Raw genomic sequence first — 17083 nt, 5'->3', positions numbered from 1 at the left:
CGATTGTGGAAATCAGAGCGCGCCGAGATACCGCTGGCGCTCGTACGGGGTCACCTCGCGCCGGTACTGCTCCCATTCCTGGCGCTTGTTGCGCAGGAAGAAGTCGAAGACGTGCTCGCCGAGCACTTCCGGGATCAGCTCCGACTTGGCCATCACGTCGATCGCCTCGGCGAGGTTCTCCGGCAGGGCCTCGTAACCCATCGCCTTGCGCTCGGCCGGCGAGAGCGACCAGACGTCGTCCTCGGCGCCCGGGGGCAGTTCGTAGCCCTCCTCGATGCCCTTGAGGCCGGCGCCCAGCATGACCGCGAAGGCCAGGTACGGGTTGGTCGCCGAGTCGATGGAGCGCACCTCGACGCGCGCGGAGTTCGGCTTGCCGAAGGCGGGCACCCGCACCAGCGCCGACCGGTTCAGGGCGCCCCAGCTCACGAACGCCGGCGACTCGGTGATCCGGTCCGGCAGCTGCATCGGGAAGAGCCGCTTGTAGGAGTTGACCCACTGGTTGGTGACCGCGGTGTACTCCCGGGCGTGCACGAGCAGGCCGGCGATGAACGCGCGGGCCGTCTTGGACAGCTTGAGCGGGTCCTCGCCGTCGTGGAAGGCGTTGCGCTCGCCCTCGAACAGCGACAGGTGGGTGTGCATGCCGCTGCCCGGCTGGTCGGTGTACGGCTTCGGCATGAACGTCGCGCGCACGCCCTGGGAGAGCGCGACCTCCTTGACGACGTGCCGGAACGTCATGATGTTGTCGGCCGTGGTGAGCGCGTCCGCGTACCGCAGGTCGATCTCCTGCTGGCCGGGGGCGACCTCGTGGTGGCTGAACTCCACCGAGATGCCGATCCGCTCCAGCGCCAGCACGGCCTGGCGGCGGAAGTCGCGCGCCACCGAGTGCGTGGTGTGGTCGAAGTAGCCGCCGCCGTCGACCGGGACCGGCACCGAGCCGTCCAGCGGGCCGTCCTGCACGAGGAAGAACTCGACCTCGGGGTGGGTGTAGAAGGTGAAGCCCTTCTCGGCCGCCTTGGCCAGCATCCGGCGCAGCACGTGGCGCGGGTCGGCCCAGGCCGCGCTGCCGTCGGGCAGCAGGATGTCGCAGAACATCCGGGCGCTCTCGCCGCTGACGCCGCCCTCGAACGGGAAGACCTGGAACGTGGTGGGGTCGGGCATGGCGACCATGTCGGACTCGGAGACGCGGGCGAAGCCCTCGATGGCCGAGCCGTCGATGCCGACGCCCTCCTCGAAGGCGGACTCGAGCTCGGCGGGCGCCACGGACACGCTCTTGAGCGTGCCGAGCACGTCGGTGAACCAAAGCCGGACAAAACGGATGTCGCGCTCTTCGAGCGTACGAAGCACGAACTCCTGCTGTCGGTCCACGTCAACCCCTCGTACTTGCCGGCGCCCAGTGTCTCCCGGTCCCGTTACGCCGAGATTACGCTGACCATCGCTCCCGGCCCGCCCCGGGTGAGCCCGCTACATGTCTGGTCGGCGCTGGGGAAGAATAACGTCATGCCCACGTTGCGCGTCGCCCTTGCCCAGGTGAACTCCACGGTCGGGGACATCCCCGGCAACGCCGCCGCCGTCCGGCACTGGACCCGCGTGGCCGCGGACGCCGGCGCCCAGCTGGTCGCCTTCCCGGAGATGATGCTCACCGGCTACCCCATCGAGGACCTGGTCTTCCGGGACTCGTTCGTGCGGGCGTCGCGGGCGGCGCTGCGTACCCTCGCCGCCGACCTGGCCGCCGACGGCCTGGCCGACGTCGCCGTGGTGGTCGGTTACGTCGACGCCGACGGCCCCGCGCCGACCAGCGCGGACGCCGTGCCCGGCGGCGGCCGGCGGGACGCCTCCGCGCTGCTGTTCGGCGGCGGGATCGCCGCCACCTACTTCAAGCACCACCTGCCCAACTACGGCGTCTTCGACGAGGACCGCTACTTCGAGCCGGGCGACTCGCTGACGGTCGTGCGCCTCGGCGGCGTCGACGTGGCGCTCACCGTCTGCGAGGACCTGTGGCAGGCCGGCGGCCCGTTCGCCGCCGCCCGCAGGGCCGGGGTCGGGCTGGTTGTCAACATCAACGCCTCGCCGTACGAGCTGAACAAGGACGACGTCCGGCTGCCGCTGGTCCGGCGCCGGGCGGCGGAGGCGGGCGCGACGATCGCGTACGTGAACACGGTCGGCGGCCAGGACGAGCTGGTCTTCGACGGCGACTCGATGATCGTGACCGCGCAGGGCGACCTGCTCACCCGGGCCGGGCAGTTCACCACCGAGCTGCTGGTGCACGACCTGACCCTGCCGGCGGCGGACGCGGTGGAGAACGAGCCCGGTCCGGACGTGCCCGCCCCGGAGGTGGAGGAGCGGCTGCCGGAGGACATGGCGGTCACGCGGGTCACCGTCGCCGGTGAGCTGCGCCCGCTGACCGGCGGCCCCGCGTCCGGCGGCATCGCCGAGCGGGTCACCGACGAGGCCGAGATCTGGTCGGCGCTCACCCTGGGCCTGCACGACTACGTGGAGAAGAACGGCTTCCGCTCGGTCGTGCTGGGCCTGTCCGGCGGCATCGACTCGGCCGTGGTCGCCGCGATCGCCGTCGACGCGCTCGGCCCGCAGCGGGTGGTGGGCGTCTCGATGCCCAGCGGCTACTCCTCCGGCCACTCCCGCGACGACGCGGCCGATCTGGCCAAGCGCACCGGCCTGGACTACCGCAGCGAGCCGATCCAGCCGATGGTCGACAGCTTCCTGGCCAACCTGTCGCTGTCCGGGCTGGCGGTGGAGAACCTGCAGGCCCGGGTCCGCGGCGTGATCCTGATGGCGCTGTCGAACCAGGAGGGCCACCTGGTGCTGACCACCGGCAACAAGAGCGAGCTGGCGGTCGGCTACTCGACCCTGTACGGCGACTCGGTGGGCGGCTTCAACCCGCTCAAGGACGTGCCGAAGACGATGGTGTGGAAGCTGGCCCGCTGGCGCAACACCCGGGCCGACTCCCCCATCCCGGAGAACTCGATCGTCAAGCCGCCGAGCGCGGAGCTGCGGCCGGGCCAGGTGGACAGCGACTCGCTGCCCGACTACGAGGTGCTGGACGCGATCCTGGCCGGCTACATCGACGGCGACCGGGGCCGCGACGACCTCATCGCCGCCGGCCACGACGCCGCCCTGGTGGACCGGGTGCTGCGGATGGTGGACCTGGCCGAGTACAAGCGCCGGCAGTCCGCCCCCGGCACCAAGATCTCCATCAAGGCGTTCGGCCGCGACCGGCGCCTGCCGATCACCAACCGCTTCCGCGAAGGGGTGTGACGGGTTCCACTCAACCCTCTCCGGGGCCGCCGCCCGGGTGCGACGATCTGGTCATACCCGGGGACCGCACACCGCGGCCTCGAGGGAAGGAGACGACGATGTCCGAGATCCCCACGCTGTACGGCGGCCCGGCCACCCGCCGCGTCCGCACCCGCGACCTGCTCGCGGCCAAGGAGCGCGGCGACCGCTGGCCCATGCTGACCTCCTACGACCAGTACACGGCCGCGCTCTTCGAGCGGGCCGGCGTGCCGGTCCTGCTGGTCGGTGACTCCGCGGCCAACAACGTGTTCGGCTACGAGACGACCCTCCCGGTCACCGCGGACGAGCTGCTTCCCCTGGTACGCGCGGTGGTGCGCGCGACGACGACCGCCCTGATCGTCGCGGATCTGCCCTTCGGCTCGTACGAGGAGGGCCCGGTGCAGGCGCTGCGCACGGCCGTCCGGTTCATGAAGGAGGGCGGCGCGCACGCGGTGAAGCTGGAGGGCGGCCGCCGCGTCGCCGAGCAGATCCGGGCCGTCACCGGCGCCGGCATCCCGGTCATGGCGCACATCGGCTTCACCCCGCAGAGCGAGCACACCATCGGCGGCTACCGCGTGCAGGGCCGGGGCAGCGACGCCGAGGAGGTCATCGCCGACGCCCGCGCGGTGGCCGAGGCCGGCGCGTTCGCGGTGGTGCTGGAGATGGTGCCGGGCGAGGTGGCCAAGCAGATCACCAAGGAGCTGACCATCCCGACGGTCGGCATCGGCGCGGGCCCGGACACGGACGCGCAGGTGCTGGTCTGGCAGGACATGGCCGGGCTGCGCGACGGCAAGGCGCCGCGCTTCGTGAAGCGTTACGCGGACCTGTCCGGCATCCTCACCGAAGCCACCAGGCAGTTCGCCGACGAGGTCCGCGGCGGGGTGTTCCCGGCCGAGGAACACACCTTCTGAGTCCACCCGCGGCGGAAGACCCCGGCAACTTCACGATCTGCGCCCAGGGCACGACCCGGGCAAGATCGGGCAAGTGGCAGACTTCCTGCCATGTCCGTTCCTGCCCGAGTCAGCCTGGCCACCCTCGGCGTGGCCGACGTGGCCCGCGCGACCGAGTTCTACGAGTCGCTCGGCTGGCGGCTGTCGAACGCCTCGGTGCCCGGGGTGGTCAGCTTTTTCCACACGGCCGGCGGCCTGCTGTCCCTGGTGTCGACCGACGACATCACGGCGGACGCCGGGTTGCCCCCGCGCCAGCCACCGCCCAACCCGGCCGCGGACTTCCGCGGCACGATGCTGGCCATCAACGTGGACAGCCCGCCCGCGGTGGACGAGGCGCTGCGCGCGGCGGTCCAGGCCGGCGCGACGCTGGTGAAGGCCGGCGGGGCGGCCGAGTGGGGCGGCTACCTGGGCTACTTCACGGACCCGGACGGACACCTCTGGGAGATCACCCACAACCCGGCGTGGCCGCTGGACCCGGCGGGCGTGCCGCAGCTGCCCTGAGCCGCCGCCCGCGGCCCGCCGCGTCTGCTCCTCGGCCAGCCGAGGAGCGTCACAGCAGCTCGAACAGGACCTCCCGGGTCCCGGGGTCGGCCTGGGTCAGGCGAACCTGGATGCGCTCGCCGAGCGGCAGGTCGCCCACGCAGCGAGCCTGCACGGCCGGGTCGTCGATCGCGACCTTGCCACCGTGAGGCCGCCGGCCCGACTTGACCGGCCGAGCCGGCTCAGCCGCCGCGGCCACCCCGGCCCCTCCGCCCCGCTGCTGATCATGAGAGCCGATGGCCCGCCGGTCGGTGCCGTCGGCGGCACCCTGCGCCGGCCCGCTGCCGGCATCCCGCTGCGGCCGAGCGGCACCGCCCGGCTCAGGCGGAACGACCGCTTCCCGCCGCGAGCCGGCGATGCCGTCCTGAACCAGCATCGCCCCGTCAGCTCCGGACAACTTCACGGCAGCCTCCGGCGACGACCGCACGGCAGCCTCCGGCGACAACTTCCCGGCAGCAACCGGCGACGACTCCCCAGCGGCGTCCGGCGACGACTTCGCGGCAGCATCCGGCGACAACTTCCCAGCGGCGTCCGGGGACGACTTCCCGGCAGCAACCGGCGACGACTTCCCGGCGGCGTCCGGGCGTGACTCGTCCACGTCGAGGACGCCGGCCTCGAAGGTCTCCCCCACCCGGTGCGCCAGCAGCACCGCCTCCGTCAGGGACACCGCCTCGCGGTCCGCCGCGGACGCCAGGCGATCGGTCGTCGCCATGCACTTGGGCAGCTTGGGCAGCGCCTCCCGCGCCCACTGCGGCACCTCCCGGCCCTCGTGCAGCGCCAGGCACGCCTCCGTCGCGTACCGGTCGGCCAGGCGGCGGAGCGGCGCGGTGACATGCGCATACGGCGCGCCCACGCCGCCGTGGCCGGTCTCGGCCGGCGGCTCACCGTCGAAAGCCGTGTAGGCCGCCCCGCGCAGCAGCTCGGCCGCCTGGTTGAGGAACGCCGCGCCGCGCGGGCTCGCCGGGTCGACCGAGGCCACCACCGCACCGACCGACACGCCCTCCGGCCACGCCACGTCCAGGGACACCGCCGCGGCCCGGAGCTTGGTCACGGCCTCCGGTCGGGCCGGCGGCATGGTGCGGAGCAGCCCGATCCCGCCGGTGAGCATCAGGGTGGCCGCCGCCATGCCGGTGAGCAGGGAGATCTGGGCATTGTGCTCCTCGACCGGCAGCGGCGCCCGCAGCACCAGCCGCCAGCCGTCACCGCTCGGCTCGACCTCCTGCTCGGGCAGGGGCAGGTTGACCGCGCCGCGGTCGGCGGCGCGGCGGGCCAGCAGCGCGCCCAGCTCGGGCAGCAGCGCGATCGGCTCGGGCGCGGCGCCCGCGTCGACGGCGGCCTGCAACCCGGCGTAGTCGAGCTTGGCCCGGCTGCGCACCCGGGCGCGTTCCAGCGCGATGCCCGCGAACTCGCCCTCGGCGTCGAGGTCGATGGTCCACAGCACCGCGGCGCGGTCGGCGTCGGGCAGCAGGCTCACCGCGCCCTCGCTGAGCACCTGCGGGTGCAGCGGCACCTTGCCGTCCGGGAAGTAGACCGTCTGGCCCCGGACCCACGTCTCGGCCTCGAGCGCTCCCCCGGGCCGCACGTAGGAGGCGACATCAGCGATGGCATACCGCACGCGGTAGCCCCCGCCGGGCCGGCGGGTCAGCGCCATCGCCTGGTCGAGGTCGCGCGAGGTGGGCGGATCGACGGTGACGAACGGGATGTCGGTGCGGTCGGCGGCGGGCAGGGGCGTGCTCCGCGCCGACTCGTCGGCCTCGCGCAGCGCGTCGGGCGGAAACTCGGCGGGCAGGTCGAGCTCATGGCGCAGCACGGAGAAGTCGATGCGTGGCGCCCACACCCGTTTGATCGGCACGGCTCATTCCTACCAGGCCGCACCGACAATTCCCGGGTACGCGGAAGGCCGCGCCGGGCTCGGCGCGGCCTTCGGTTCCCGGTTGCCCGGATCAGCGCTTGGCGGCCGCCTTGCCCGCCGAACCGGCGGTGGCCCGTCCGTTGCCCCCGGCGGAGACCCGGCCGTTGCCGGCGGCGGTGGCCTTGCGGGCCGCGGCGGGCGTGCCGGCCTTAGTGACCCGGCCGGCGTTGGTGGCCGACGTCTTGGTCATGCCGGCGGGCTTGGCGTTGGACGCCTTGCCGGCACCGGCCGCCCGGGCCTTGCCGGCCGCCGCGTTGGTGGTGCTGCGCGCGGCGGTCTTCCGGGCCGCGGTCGCCGAGGTCTTGGCCGCGGCGGCGGACGACTTGACCGCAGCAGCGGACTTGCTCGCGGCAGCGGACTTGCTCGCGGCAGCAGACTTGCTCGCGGCAGCAGACTTGCTCGCGGCAGCAGACTTGCTCGCCGCAGTGGAAGACTTGGTCACGGCAGCGGACTTGGTCGCGGCAGCAGACTTGCTCGCGGCAGCGGAAGACTTGATCACGGCAGCGGGCTTAGTCGCCCCAGCCGACTTACTCGCGGCACCCGACTTACTCGCGCCAGCCGAAGACCTGCTCGCGGCAGCGGAAGACTTGGTCACGGCAACGGGCTTAGTCGCCCCAGCCGACTTGCTCGCGGCACCGGACCTACTCGCGGCACCGGACTTGCTCCCGGCGGCGGAAGACTTGCTCGCGCCAGCCGGCTTAGTCGCCCCAGCCGACCTACTCGCGGCACCCGACTTACTCGCGCCAGCCGAAGACCTGCTCGCGGCAGCGGAAGACTTGGTCACGGCAGCGGGCTTAGTCGCCCCAGCCGACTTGCTCGCGGCACCGGACCTACTCGCGGCACCCGACTTACTCGCGGCACCCGACCTGCTAGCGGCACCGGACTTGCTCGCGGCGGACTTGGTCATGGCAGCCGAGGACTTGGTCATGGCCGCGGAAGACCTGGTCGCGGTAGCGGGCTTGGCCGAACCGGTCCGGGCCGACCCCTTCGCCGGCGCGGACTTGGCAGCAGCCGACTTCGCGGAGGCCGCCTTGACGGGCGTCGACTTCACCGCGGCCGACCTGCCCGTGGACGACTTCGCACCGGACACCCGAGCGGCGGCCGCGGACTTGGCCGGAGCCGACTTCACCGACGACGCCTTGGCTGCGGCGGCCGTACCACCGGCCGGCTTAGCAGAGATCGACTTCGCGGAACCCGACTTCGCCGCCGTCGAACGACCGGCAGCCGAACGACCCGACGCCGAACGACCCGACGCCGACCCACCAGCCGAAGACTTGGCCGAAGATGCCGACCCGGCGACCTTCTTGGCAACAGCAGCCGCCACCCCGGCCACCTTCGCAACGGCCGAACTCTTACCGGCGGAACTCTTGGCACCAGCGGACCGTGCCGTGGCCGCCTTGGTGGCGGGCGCCTTCTTCACCGTCGTCTTGCTGGCCGGCGCCTTCCCCGCGCCGGCGGACTTCGTCCCACCGGTCCGGGACGAGGCGGCGGATCCGGCAGCCGGCTTGACCGCCGACCGCACACTCACCGGCTTGGCGCCGGCCGCGTCGGCCGCCGCGGTGCGCTTGGCAACGGGCTTGGCAACGGGCTTGGCGGCGGCCGGGGACGCGGCGACCCGCGCGTTTCTGGCACCGGTCGTGGCGGCCCGGGTCGGGGCCTTCTTGGGCACGGCCATGGGGAAGTTCCTCCTTGCGAATGACTGCGGGCTCGTCTCCGAAGGAGACTGCAGGATTCCGGCTGGGACACAGGGGTCGAGCCGGTCTAGCTGACCTCCCCGGTCCAGCGAGCATCCTCGGCGTCCCACGCCGCATTGCGCTTCTCGACGGTCTCGAGCGCCCGCGTGGCGTCGTCAGCGGAGGCGTACGGGCCGAGCCGGTACTGGGCAGGACACACGTCGTCCCCGGTCTCGACCCGGTTGTGGCGGAGGCACCAGAAGTAGCCGCCGCCGGGCCCACTGTCGTTCATGCAATCACTGTGCACCTCAAACCGACCATGCGCTACCGATTCAGGCAAAAAGCCCGGTTTTTCCATAGTGGATTGTCGAAAAGACTCCCCGAAGGAACGACAAAGCCCGCCCCACCAACGGGTGGGGCGGGCCGCGACGGCAGCGATGGTCAGAGCGTGGCCGCCACCAGCTCGGCCACCTGCACCGCGTTGAGGGCCGCGCCCTTGCGCAGGTTGTCGTTGGAGAGGAACAGCGCGAGCCCGTTGTCGACCGTCTCGTCGGCGCGGATCCGGCCGACGAACGTCGGGTCGCGGCCGGCCGCCTGCAACGGCGTCGGCACGTCCGACAGCTCCACACCGGGCGCCGCGGCGAGCAGCTCCCGCGCCCGCTCCGGCGTGACCGGCCGGGCGAAGCGGGCGTTCACCTGCAGCGAGTGACCCGTGAAGACCGGTACGCGCACGCAGGTGCCGGACACCTTCAGCCCGGGGATGCCCAGGATCTTGCGGCTCTCGTTGCGGAGCTTCTGCTCCTCGTCGGTCTCGCCGCGGCCGTCGTCGACGATCGAGCCGGCCAGCGGCAGGACGTTGAACGCGATCGGCCGGGCGAACGAGCGGGGCGCCGGGAACTCCACGGCGCTGCCGTCGAAGGCCAGCTCGGTGGCCCGGTCGGCGACCTTCTTGATCTGCTCGTCCAGCTCGGCGACGCCGGCCAGTCCGGCGCCGGAGACCGCCTGGTACGTCGTGGCGACCAGCGCCACCAGCTCGGCCTCGGCGTGCAGCGGGCGCAGCACCGGCATCGCGGCCATCGTGGTGCAGTTCGGGTTGGCGATGATGCCCTTGGGCCGCTGGGCGATGGCGTCCGGGTTCACCTCGGCCACCACGAGCGGCACGTCCGGGTCCATCCGGTACGCCGACGAGTTGTCGATCACCACGGCGCCCGCCGCGGCGACCTGGGGGGCGTACTGCAGGGAGCTGGCCTTGCCCGCGGAGAACAGGACGATGTCCAGTCCGCGGTAGTCGGCCGTGGCCGCGTCCTCGACGGTCACTTCGCCGTCACCCCAGGACAGGGTGCGCCCGGCGGAGCGCGCCGAGGCGAAGAGCCGGAGCTGGTCAACGGGGAACTGGCGCTCGGCCAGGATGCGGCGCATGACGCCACCGACCTGCCCCGTCGCCCCTACGATGCCGATCCTCATGGCCACAAAACTACGGCCTGCCAGCCACTCCGCGAAATCGGCTTACCGCCGCTGTCTCATATATCAAGAATATTCTCCCGATATTCGAGACGCGGCCGTAACTTCGGGGCATGGCTGCTGTCTACACCCACGGGCATCACGAATCGGTCCTGCGCTCGCACCGCTGGCGCACCGCAGAAAATTCGGCGGCGTATCTGCTGCCGCGGCTGAAATCCGGCGACACCCTGCTGGACATCGGCTGCGGCCCCGGCACCCTCACCGCCGACCTGGCGACGCACATCACACCCGGGCGGGTCACCGCCCTGGAGCCCACCGAGCGGGCCCTGAGCCTGGCCCGGGCCGAGATCACCCGCCGCGGGCTGGACACCGTCGACTTCGCCGTCGGCGACGTGCACGCGCTGGACTTCGCCGACGACACCTTCGACGTCGTGCACGCCCACCAGGTGCTGCAACACGTCGGCGACCCGGTCACCGCGCTGCGCGAGATGCGCCGGGTGACCAAGCCGGGCGGCGTGATCGCGGTACGCGACAGCGACTATGCCGCGTTCGCCTGGTTCCCCCGGCTGCCGGAGCTGGACGAGTGGCTGGACCTGTACCGGCGGATCGCCCGCGCCAACGGGGGCGAGCCCGACGCCGGCCGCCGGCTGCTCTCCTGGGCCCATGCCGCCGGGTTGACCGGCGTCACCGCGACGTCGAGCACGTGGTGCTTCGCGACGCCGGAGGATCGCCAGTGGTGGGGCGGCATGTGGGCCGACCGCATCCGCGAATCCGACCTGGCGCGACAGGCGAAGCAGGAGGGCGCCGACGTCGACAAGATCTCCGCAGCATGGCAGCAGTGGGCGGCGCACCCCGACGGCTGGATGTCGCTGCTGCACGGTGAGCTGATCTGCGTGAAGGCTTAGGGCTTGAAAGCCCAGTGCCACGGCTCCCGCGGGGTGTTCTCCACGAAGCCGTACTTCTCGCCGTTGGCCCGCATCCACGTCTGCGCCTTGGCGTTCAGGTCGAGGTCGGTGGCCATGCCCCAGCCGTGCTCGCTGGTGCCGGGCCTGGCGGCCAGCCCGCCCTGCGAGTAGAGCCCCTTGCGCCGGGCGACGTCGACCTGCTCGGCGTACGAGCGGTACGAGTCGGTGATCCCGATGGTCACGCCCTGCGCCTTGGCGTCGGAGACCATCCGGGTGAGCGACTCCGCGGCCGGCGCCCACAGCTTGTGCCGGGTGTCGCCCACCTGGGCCAGCGCGGTCGCGGGGATCCGGCCGTTGCCGTAGGCGGCCAGCTCGGTCGGGATCCCCTTGCTGTTCAGCGAGTACGACTTCGCCGCGCCCGCGGACGACTGGGTTCCCATGGCGTCCGCGAGCGCGGTGGCGAAGCTGGCGCCCGCGACCGGGGCGCCGGACGTGGTCGACGCGGCCGATGCGCTCTTGGTGGCCGCGGCCTGCTGGGTCTGCATCGCGATGATCCGGCTCTGGATGTCGGCGATGCGGCTGTTGACGGCCTCGATTCCCACAGCGGGATACCTCCGTGCTCGACGGCATGTCGCCCTACCGTTCGGCGCAACGCGAATATGCCTGAGCGGGAACCGGAAGTCAGACCGCCAGGGGCAGGTCGATGGTGTGCGCGGTGTGCGCGACCTTGGCCTGCAGGTAGCGCACGTTGGCGTCCGAGGCGTGCACCTGCGTCGGCACCACGGCCCGTACCTCGACGCCGTGCGCACGCAGCTGGGCCGGCTTGTCCGGGTTGTTGGTGAGCAGGTCGACCGGGCCCACGCCCAGCGCGCTCAGCATCTGCGCCGCGGCGGTGTAGTCCCGCTCGTCGTCGGCGTGGCCCAGCGCCCGGTTCGCCTCGTACGTGTCCAGCCCGAGGTCCTGCAGCGCGTACGCGTCGAGCTTGGCGTACAGCCCGATGCCCCGGCCCTCCTGGCGCAGGTAGAGCAGGAAGCCCCCGGCGCCGGCGATGCGCTCGACCGCCTCGCGCAGCTGGGGCCCGCAGTCGCAGCGCTGCGAGCCGAACACGTCCCCGGTCAGGCACTCCGAGTGCGGCCGGACGAGCGGCACCTCGGCGCCGAAGGCGTCGCCGAGGGCGAGCGCGAGGTGCTCCTTGCCGTCGGCGAGCCCGTCGAAGGTGATGACCTCGGCCGTGGTGGCGTACCCGTCCGCGAACTTCAGCGGCACGGTGACCCGGCTGCGAATAGCCAAAGACATGAGAGCTCCCTAAGCACTTGACGCTTCAAGTACACGGCTGACCTTACGCCGCCCCTGCTAGGGAAACCACGAGCCAAACGTCACAACGGATCAAGCAACGGCCGGGGGAATAGCCACGGACTCGCGGTGCTCGTGGCCCTCGATGCGGTCCCGGAGGTCCAGATCGACCTCGCTGGTGCGGTCCCCGCGGTTCGGCAACAGGTTCGTGACCAGCACGATCAGGCAGCCGAGGCCGGCGTAGAGGGCCAGCACGAGCAGGTGCGCGCCGATCGGCGCGGCCGGGAAATAAAGATTGTCGCGGACCGCCTGCACGCCGGCGCCGGTCGGCAGGTTCTCGCCGAGGTGGCGGCCGAACGCCGGCAGGAACTCGGGCAGGATGCTGGCGCCGGAGATCACCGTGCCCACCGTGAAGTAGAGACCGCCCAGCAGCGCGCCGCCCGGACCGAACAGGGCCACCGCGCCCGCCGTCGAGCCGGTGACGGCCAGCGACAGCAGCGCGAAGATCCCGAACATCTCCGGGTGGTCGGCCCCCGCGCCGACCCCGAACCAGGTCATCGACCAGTGCACCGCGGCGGCCGAGCCGAGCGCGTACACGATCAGGGTGCCCAGGTGGCCCAGCCCGCGTTTCCAGGAGCGGCGGGTGCGCGGGATCAGCCGGCCCAGCCCGACCGAGGCGATGGTCCCGCCGAGGGCGAGCGCCTGGGTGAGAAAGCCCAGGGAGGCGCCGTTGACGTCGTCGGCCGGCAGCGGCACCACGTCGGTGACCGCCGGGATGGCGGCGATCGTCCGGGCCTGCGCGACCGGGATCGTGTCGCCCCGTTCGGCCAGCTCCGCGAGCTGCTGGGCGTTCTGCTGGCCGACCACCGCGGTGTAGGTGCCGCGCAGCAGGCTGGCGGCGGCCGCCCCGGCGGCGGAGGCCAGATAGAGGTGCGGCTGTGCGGCGCTCGCGTCGACCCCGCCGTACACCTGGCGGCTCTTGATCCCCGCCTCCAGGTCGGTGACGTTGGCGTAGTCGCTGACCGCGAAGACCCCGTCGCGCTCCAGCAGTTCGACGATCGGCGCGCGCTTGGCGGCCGGCGCGATCAGGCCCACCGGTACGCCGTGCGGGGTGGCCTTGTGTCCCATGCCCAGGTAGTAGGCGGTCAGCGCGAGCTGCACCGCCACGCCGACCAGGCACACCACCAGGGCGAACCGGCGGAACTGATGAACCGACTGAATCCGGGTGTCGTCGGACATTCACCCAGCATCGCGGAGAGCGCCCGGCGGCCGCAGGTGATCGTCGATCATGGCGAGCAGCGCCCGGGCGGCCGCGCTCGGCGCGCGGACGGCCGAGGTGGCCACGCCGAGCGGCCAGTCCAGGTCCGCGTCGGCCACCGGCCGCACCACGAGATCCGCTTCATCCGGTACGGCGAACCGCGGCAGGATCGCCACGCCCAGCCCGTGCCGCACGAAGCCGGCCCCGGTGCTGATGTCGATCACCTCCAGCGTCACCTGCCGCTCCACCCCGGCCGCCGCGAACGCCCGGTCCACCACCGTGCGGTTGCCGTAGCCGATCGGGAAGTCCACGAACTGCTCGTCGGCCAGCCCGGGGATCCGGATCACCGGCGCCCCGGCGAGTCGGTGACCGGCCGGCAGCACCAGCTCCATCGGGCTGCGCAGCAGCGGCCGGATACGCACGCCCGCCGGCGGGCGCCCCGGCACGGACACCAGCGCCAGGTCGAGGGTGCCGTCGCCGAGCGCGTCCACCAGCCCGCCCGAGCCGCGGGTCGACACGGTCAGTTGCAGCGTGACGTCGGGGTGGGTGCGGTGGAAGCGGCCCAGCAGCGCGGGCAGGTCGACCAGGGCGATCGAGGTCAGCGTGCCGATCCGCAGGGTGCCGCGCAGCCCGCCGCGGACCTCGTCCACGGCGTCCCGGGCCGCTCGCGCCGCGTCGAGCGCGGCCCGGGCCCGCGGCAGCAGGGCGGTGCCCGCGTCGGTGAGCGCGACCCGCTTGGACGTGCGTTCCAGCAGCGGCGCGTCCAGCTCCCGTTCGAGCGCCTTGACGGCGGCGGAGACGCCGGACTGCACCACGTGCAGCCGGGCCGCGGCCCGGGTGAAGCTGGCCTCCTCGGCGACGGCGACGAAGTAGGCCAGGTGGCGAAGCTCCATGCCTCAACTATCGCATTCGGTGATGGATACGAGCATCAACCTTCGTTGGACTTGATGCTCATCCGGCCGCACTGTGAGGTCATGACCGTTACCGCCGCACCCCGCAAGCCGGCGAGCCGGCCGGGTTCCGCCCGCCACGGCGCCGGCTTCTGGCTGATCGCCGCCGTCTTCGCCGTCTCGATGGCGTTCTCCACCGTGCCCACCCCGCTCTACCCGATCTACCAGCGGCAGGACGGCTTCTCCCCGTTCACCGTGACGGTCGTCTTCGCCGTGTACGCGGTCGGCGTCGTGACCAGCCTGCTGCTCGCCGGCCACGTCTCCGACTGGGTCGGCCGCCGGCGCGTGCTGCTGCCGGCCCTCGGCCTCGAGGCCGTCGCCGCGGTGCTCTTCCTGGTCTGGCCGGCCCTGCCCGGGCTGCTGGTCGCCCGGTTCGTCACCGGGCTGGGCGTCGGCATGATCACTGCCACCGCCACGGCGTACCTGCTGGAGCTGCACGTCGCGCACCGTCCGCAGGCCGGACGCCAGCGGTTCGAGCTGGTCTCGGCGGCCGCCAACCTGGGCGGGCTGGGCGCCGGCACCCTGGTGGCGGGGGCCCTGGCGCAGTTCGTCGACGCTCCGCTGCGTACCCCGTACCTGGTCTTCCTGGTCCTGCTAGCGCTCGGCGCGGTCGCCGTCGCGGCGACACCCGAGACGGTGGTCGCGCCCGCCGTCGCTCCCCGCTACCGCCCGCAGCGCATCCGGGTGGCCGCGGCCGACCGGCTCCGCTACGCGGTCGCCGCCGCCGGCGCGTTCGCCGGCTTCGCGGTCTTCGGCCTGTTCACCTCGCTCGCGCCCAGCTTCGTGGCCGGCGCGCTGCACCACCCCGGCCGGCTGCTCGCCGGCGTCGTGGTGTTCCTGGTCTTCGGGGCGGCGGCCGCCGCCCAGGCCGGGTCCCACCTGATCGACCCCGCCCACCGGTTCGCCGCGGGCCTGGCCGCGGAGGCCGCCGGCCTGGTCGTGCTCGGCGCCGGGATGCACCTGTCCACGCTGGGCCTGTTCCTGGCCGGCGGGGCCGTCGCGGGCGGCGGCGCGGGCCTGCTGTTCAAGTCCGCGGTCGGCGCGGTCGCCGCGATGGCCGCCCCGGCGGTCCGCGGCGAGGCGCTCGCCGGCCTCTTCCTGGTGGCCTACCTCGGGCTGATCGGCCCGGCGCTGGGGCTGGGCATCGCGACCCGCTTCCTGCCGGCGACCACCGCGATGCTGTGGTTCAGCGGCATCCTGCTGGCCCTGCTGGGCGCGACCGCGATCATCTCGGTAACGCCCGGTCCAGCTCGGCGATCAGGCCCCGGGCGGGTCGGGGTCGAGCTTGAGCCAGAGGGCGCGGCCGATCTGCCAGGCCGCGCCCACATCGTCATGGGTACGCCCGAGAGCGGCAACCGTGGCCGCGCCGAGCTCGGCCTCGGCCCGCCGCGACGGGGTGAGCCAGTGCTCGGTACGCCCCTCGGCCAGCCGGGCCATCCACAGCAGATGCCGCTGGGCGTGCGCCAGGGCGTCGCGCTGCCGCAGCCGCTCACCCCGCAGGCCGACGTGATGGGCGAGCAGCAGCCAGTTGGCGAAGCGGCCGCAGACGTCGGCCGTCCGGTCGATGACGCCCTGCGGACGGGCCCGCGCCAGCTCGCCGTGCCGGTCGGCCACGATCACCACGTCGCCGGCCGGCCACTGCCGCACGGACGCGATGTCGGCGGCCCCGGCGAAGTGGAACTCGCCGCGGATCAGCCCCGCGAAGAACGCCACGTGCGCGCCGAACTCGTTGTGCACCAGATGCGTGACCGGGCCGACCTGCTCGATCCAGGTCCGGGGATCCGGCGGCGCGGTGGCGAAGAACAGCCAGAACTCGATGTCGCTGTGCTCGTCGGCCGAGCCGTCGGCGAAGGAGCCGTACATCAGGGCCGCCTCGAGCCGGTGGTCGGCGCGGCAGGCCCCCCGGACCCGCTCGATCAGGCGGACCTGCTCAAGCAAGGTCGGCGGGGTTCGTGTTGGCGCCGCACAGCAGCACCACGACCCGCTCCCCCGGCTGCGGCTCGTACGCGCCCGAGCTCAGCGCGGCCTGCGCGGCGGCGGTGCCGTGCTCGACGACGATCCGGTGGTCCTCCCACAGCTGGCGCCGGGCCTCGACGATTGCCTGGTCGTCCACCAGCACCGAGGTCAACCCCGCCGACACGGCCGTCTCGTAGGCGATGCTGCCCACCCGCCGCGCACCCAGCGAATCGGCCGCCACCCCGGAGACCGGGACGTCCACCGGGCCGCCCGCCGCCAGGGCCGCGTGCAGCGCGGCGGAGGTGGCCGGCTCGACCGCGACCACCCGCACCCGGCCGGACAGCGCCGCCGCGACCCCGGCGATCAGGCCGCCCCCGCCCACCGCGACCAGCACGGTGTCGAAGCCGTCCGGGACCTGCTCGATCAGCTCCAGGGCGAGGGTGCCGTTGCCGGCCACCATGTCCCGGTCGTCGTAGGCGTGGCAGAACAGCGCCCCGGTCACCTCGGCCTGGGCGAACGCGGCCTCGTAGGCCTCCGCGTACTCCGTGCCGACCTGGGCCACCCGCGCGCCGAGCTTGGCCAGCTTGGCCACCTTGACCGAGGGGGCCGTGACCGGCACGTAGATCTCGGCCGGCACGCCGAGCTCGCGGGCGGCGTACGCCGCGGCCAGGCCCGCGTTGCCGCCGGACGCCGCGATGACGCCCGCGCCCGGCAACCCGTGCTCGGCCGCGGCCAGGATCTTGTTGAACATGCCCCGGGTCTTGAAGGAGCCCGCGTGCTGCAGGAACTCGAGCTTGTAGAGCACCGGCCCGGCGCTGAGGACCGGCGTCCGCCGGATCCGCCCGGCGATGCGGCGCGCCGCCGCATCGACCTCGCTGGTGGCAATCACCGGTC

The 17083-nt window shown here is 72.9% G+C and carries 16 protein-coding genes and 2 pseudogenes; 6 read left to right on the top strand and 12 right to left on the bottom strand.

From position 1 onward, the window contains the following. Positions 1-12: 12 nt before the first annotated feature. Positions 13-1365, bottom strand: coding sequence for a glutamine synthetase family protein (locus Ani05nite_RS23245; protein ID WP_203771390.1), 1353 nt, complete (start codon positions 1363-1365; stop codon positions 13-15). 132 nt (positions 1366-1497) lie between these two features. On the opposite strand from Ani05nite_RS23245, the gene Ani05nite_RS23240 reads away from it, so the two are divergent. The 3 genes from Ani05nite_RS23240 (at position 1498) to Ani05nite_RS23230 (ending at position 4742) form a co-directional block, all read left to right on the top strand. Further along, positions 1498-3273 carry an NAD+ synthase gene (locus tag Ani05nite_RS23240; RefSeq protein WP_203771389.1) on the top strand — a complete coding sequence of 592 codons (1776 nt, stop codon included), beginning with the start codon at positions 1498-1500 and terminating at the stop codon, positions 3271-3273. A gap of 98 nt (positions 3274-3371) precedes the next feature. Next, positions 3372-4202, top strand: a complete 831-nt coding sequence (gene panB / locus Ani05nite_RS23235) for a 3-methyl-2-oxobutanoate hydroxymethyltransferase (RefSeq protein WP_203771387.1) — start codon at positions 3372-3374, stop codon at positions 4200-4202. 90 nt (positions 4203-4292) lie between these two features. Beyond that, entirely contained in the window at positions 4293-4742 is a 450-nt protein-coding gene (locus Ani05nite_RS23230; RefSeq protein ID WP_203771385.1) for a VOC family protein, read from the top strand. Between the two features lie 49 nt (positions 4743-4791). Here Ani05nite_RS23230 and Ani05nite_RS23225 read toward each other — a convergent pair whose 3' ends face one another. The 3 genes and pseudogenes from Ani05nite_RS23225 to Ani05nite_RS23215 form a co-directional block, all read right to left on the bottom strand. Beyond that, positions 4792-5157 carry a hypothetical protein gene (locus Ani05nite_RS23225; protein WP_203771450.1) on the bottom strand — a complete coding sequence of 122 codons (366 nt, stop codon included), beginning with the start codon at positions 5155-5157 and terminating at the stop codon, positions 4792-4794. Positions 5158-5346: 189 nt separating this feature from the next. Continuing rightward, positions 5347-6633: pseudogene (locus tag Ani05nite_RS23220) on the bottom strand (ribonuclease catalytic domain-containing protein); the annotation flags it as partial. Between the two features lie 91 nt (positions 6634-6724). Further along, entirely contained in the window at positions 6725-6883 is a 159-nt protein-coding gene (locus Ani05nite_RS23215) for a hypothetical protein (RefSeq protein WP_203771383.1), read from the bottom strand. Between the two features lie 10 nt (positions 6884-6893). Here Ani05nite_RS23215 and Ani05nite_RS23210 point away from each other — a divergent pair, with 10 nt between their 5' ends. Further along, positions 6894-8462, top strand: coding sequence for a pentapeptide repeat-containing protein (locus Ani05nite_RS23210; protein WP_203771381.1), 1569 nt, complete (start codon positions 6894-6896; stop codon positions 8460-8462). Here Ani05nite_RS23210 and Ani05nite_RS23205 read toward each other — a convergent pair. Beyond that, on the bottom strand, positions 8455-8658 hold the full coding sequence (locus Ani05nite_RS23205; RefSeq protein ID WP_203771379.1) for a hypothetical protein: 204 nt from the start codon (positions 8656-8658) through the stop codon (positions 8455-8457). The two genes, Ani05nite_RS23210 and Ani05nite_RS23205, sit on opposite strands and share 8 nt — an antisense overlap. A gap of 149 nt (positions 8659-8807) precedes the next feature. Further along, positions 8808-9830, bottom strand: a complete 1023-nt coding sequence (locus tag Ani05nite_RS23200) for an aspartate-semialdehyde dehydrogenase (protein WP_203771377.1) — start codon at positions 9828-9830, stop codon at positions 8808-8810. 110 nt (positions 9831-9940) lie between these two features. On the opposite strand from Ani05nite_RS23200, the gene Ani05nite_RS23195 reads away from it, so the two are divergent. After that, a complete protein-coding gene (locus Ani05nite_RS23195; RefSeq protein WP_203771375.1) occupies positions 9941-10732 on the top strand; it encodes a class I SAM-dependent methyltransferase in 792 nt (263 codons plus the stop codon). Here the strand turns inward: Ani05nite_RS23195 and Ani05nite_RS23190 are convergent. The 4 genes from Ani05nite_RS23190 to Ani05nite_RS23175 form a co-directional block, all read right to left on the bottom strand. Beyond that, complete coding sequence (locus Ani05nite_RS23190; RefSeq protein ID WP_203771373.1) at positions 10729-11334, bottom strand: M15 family metallopeptidase; 606 nt, start codon at positions 11332-11334, stop codon at positions 10729-10731. The genes Ani05nite_RS23195 and Ani05nite_RS23190 overlap by 4 nt on opposite strands. Before the next feature lie 79 nt (positions 11335-11413). Then, on the bottom strand, positions 11414-12028 hold the full coding sequence (locus tag Ani05nite_RS23185) for a GTP cyclohydrolase II (protein WP_203771371.1): 615 nt from the start codon (positions 12026-12028) through the stop codon (positions 11414-11416). 90 nt (positions 12029-12118) lie between these two features. Beyond that, a complete protein-coding gene (locus tag Ani05nite_RS23180) occupies positions 12119-13264 on the bottom strand; it encodes an ABC transporter permease (RefSeq protein ID WP_203771369.1) in 1146 nt (381 codons plus the stop codon). Next, complete coding sequence (locus Ani05nite_RS23175; protein ID WP_203771367.1) at positions 13265-14176, bottom strand: LysR family transcriptional regulator; 912 nt, start codon at positions 14174-14176, stop codon at positions 13265-13267. Between the two features lie 54 nt (positions 14177-14230). Here Ani05nite_RS23175 and Ani05nite_RS41305 point away from each other — a divergent pair. After that, positions 14231-15064 (top strand): annotated as a pseudogene (locus Ani05nite_RS41305) (MFS transporter); the annotation flags it as partial. Positions 15065-15490: 426 nt separating this feature from the next. Here Ani05nite_RS41305 and Ani05nite_RS23165 read toward each other — a convergent pair. Then, positions 15491-16171 carry a nucleotidyltransferase family protein gene (locus Ani05nite_RS23165; protein ID WP_203771365.1) on the bottom strand — a complete coding sequence of 227 codons (681 nt, stop codon included), beginning with the start codon at positions 16169-16171 and terminating at the stop codon, positions 15491-15493. Next, complete coding sequence (locus Ani05nite_RS23160; protein WP_203771363.1) at positions 16164-17078, bottom strand: serine/threonine dehydratase; 915 nt, start codon at positions 17076-17078, stop codon at positions 16164-16166. Before Ani05nite_RS23160 ends, Ani05nite_RS23165 begins: the two co-directional genes overlap by 8 nt. Positions 17079-17083: the final 5 nt, after the last annotated feature.

This window comes from Actinoplanes nipponensis, assembly GCF_016862275.1.
Taxonomy (GTDB): domain Bacteria; phylum Actinomycetota; class Actinomycetes; order Mycobacteriales; family Micromonosporaceae; genus Actinoplanes; species Actinoplanes nipponensis.
This window is presented reverse-complemented; position numbering and strand designations above follow the sequence as displayed.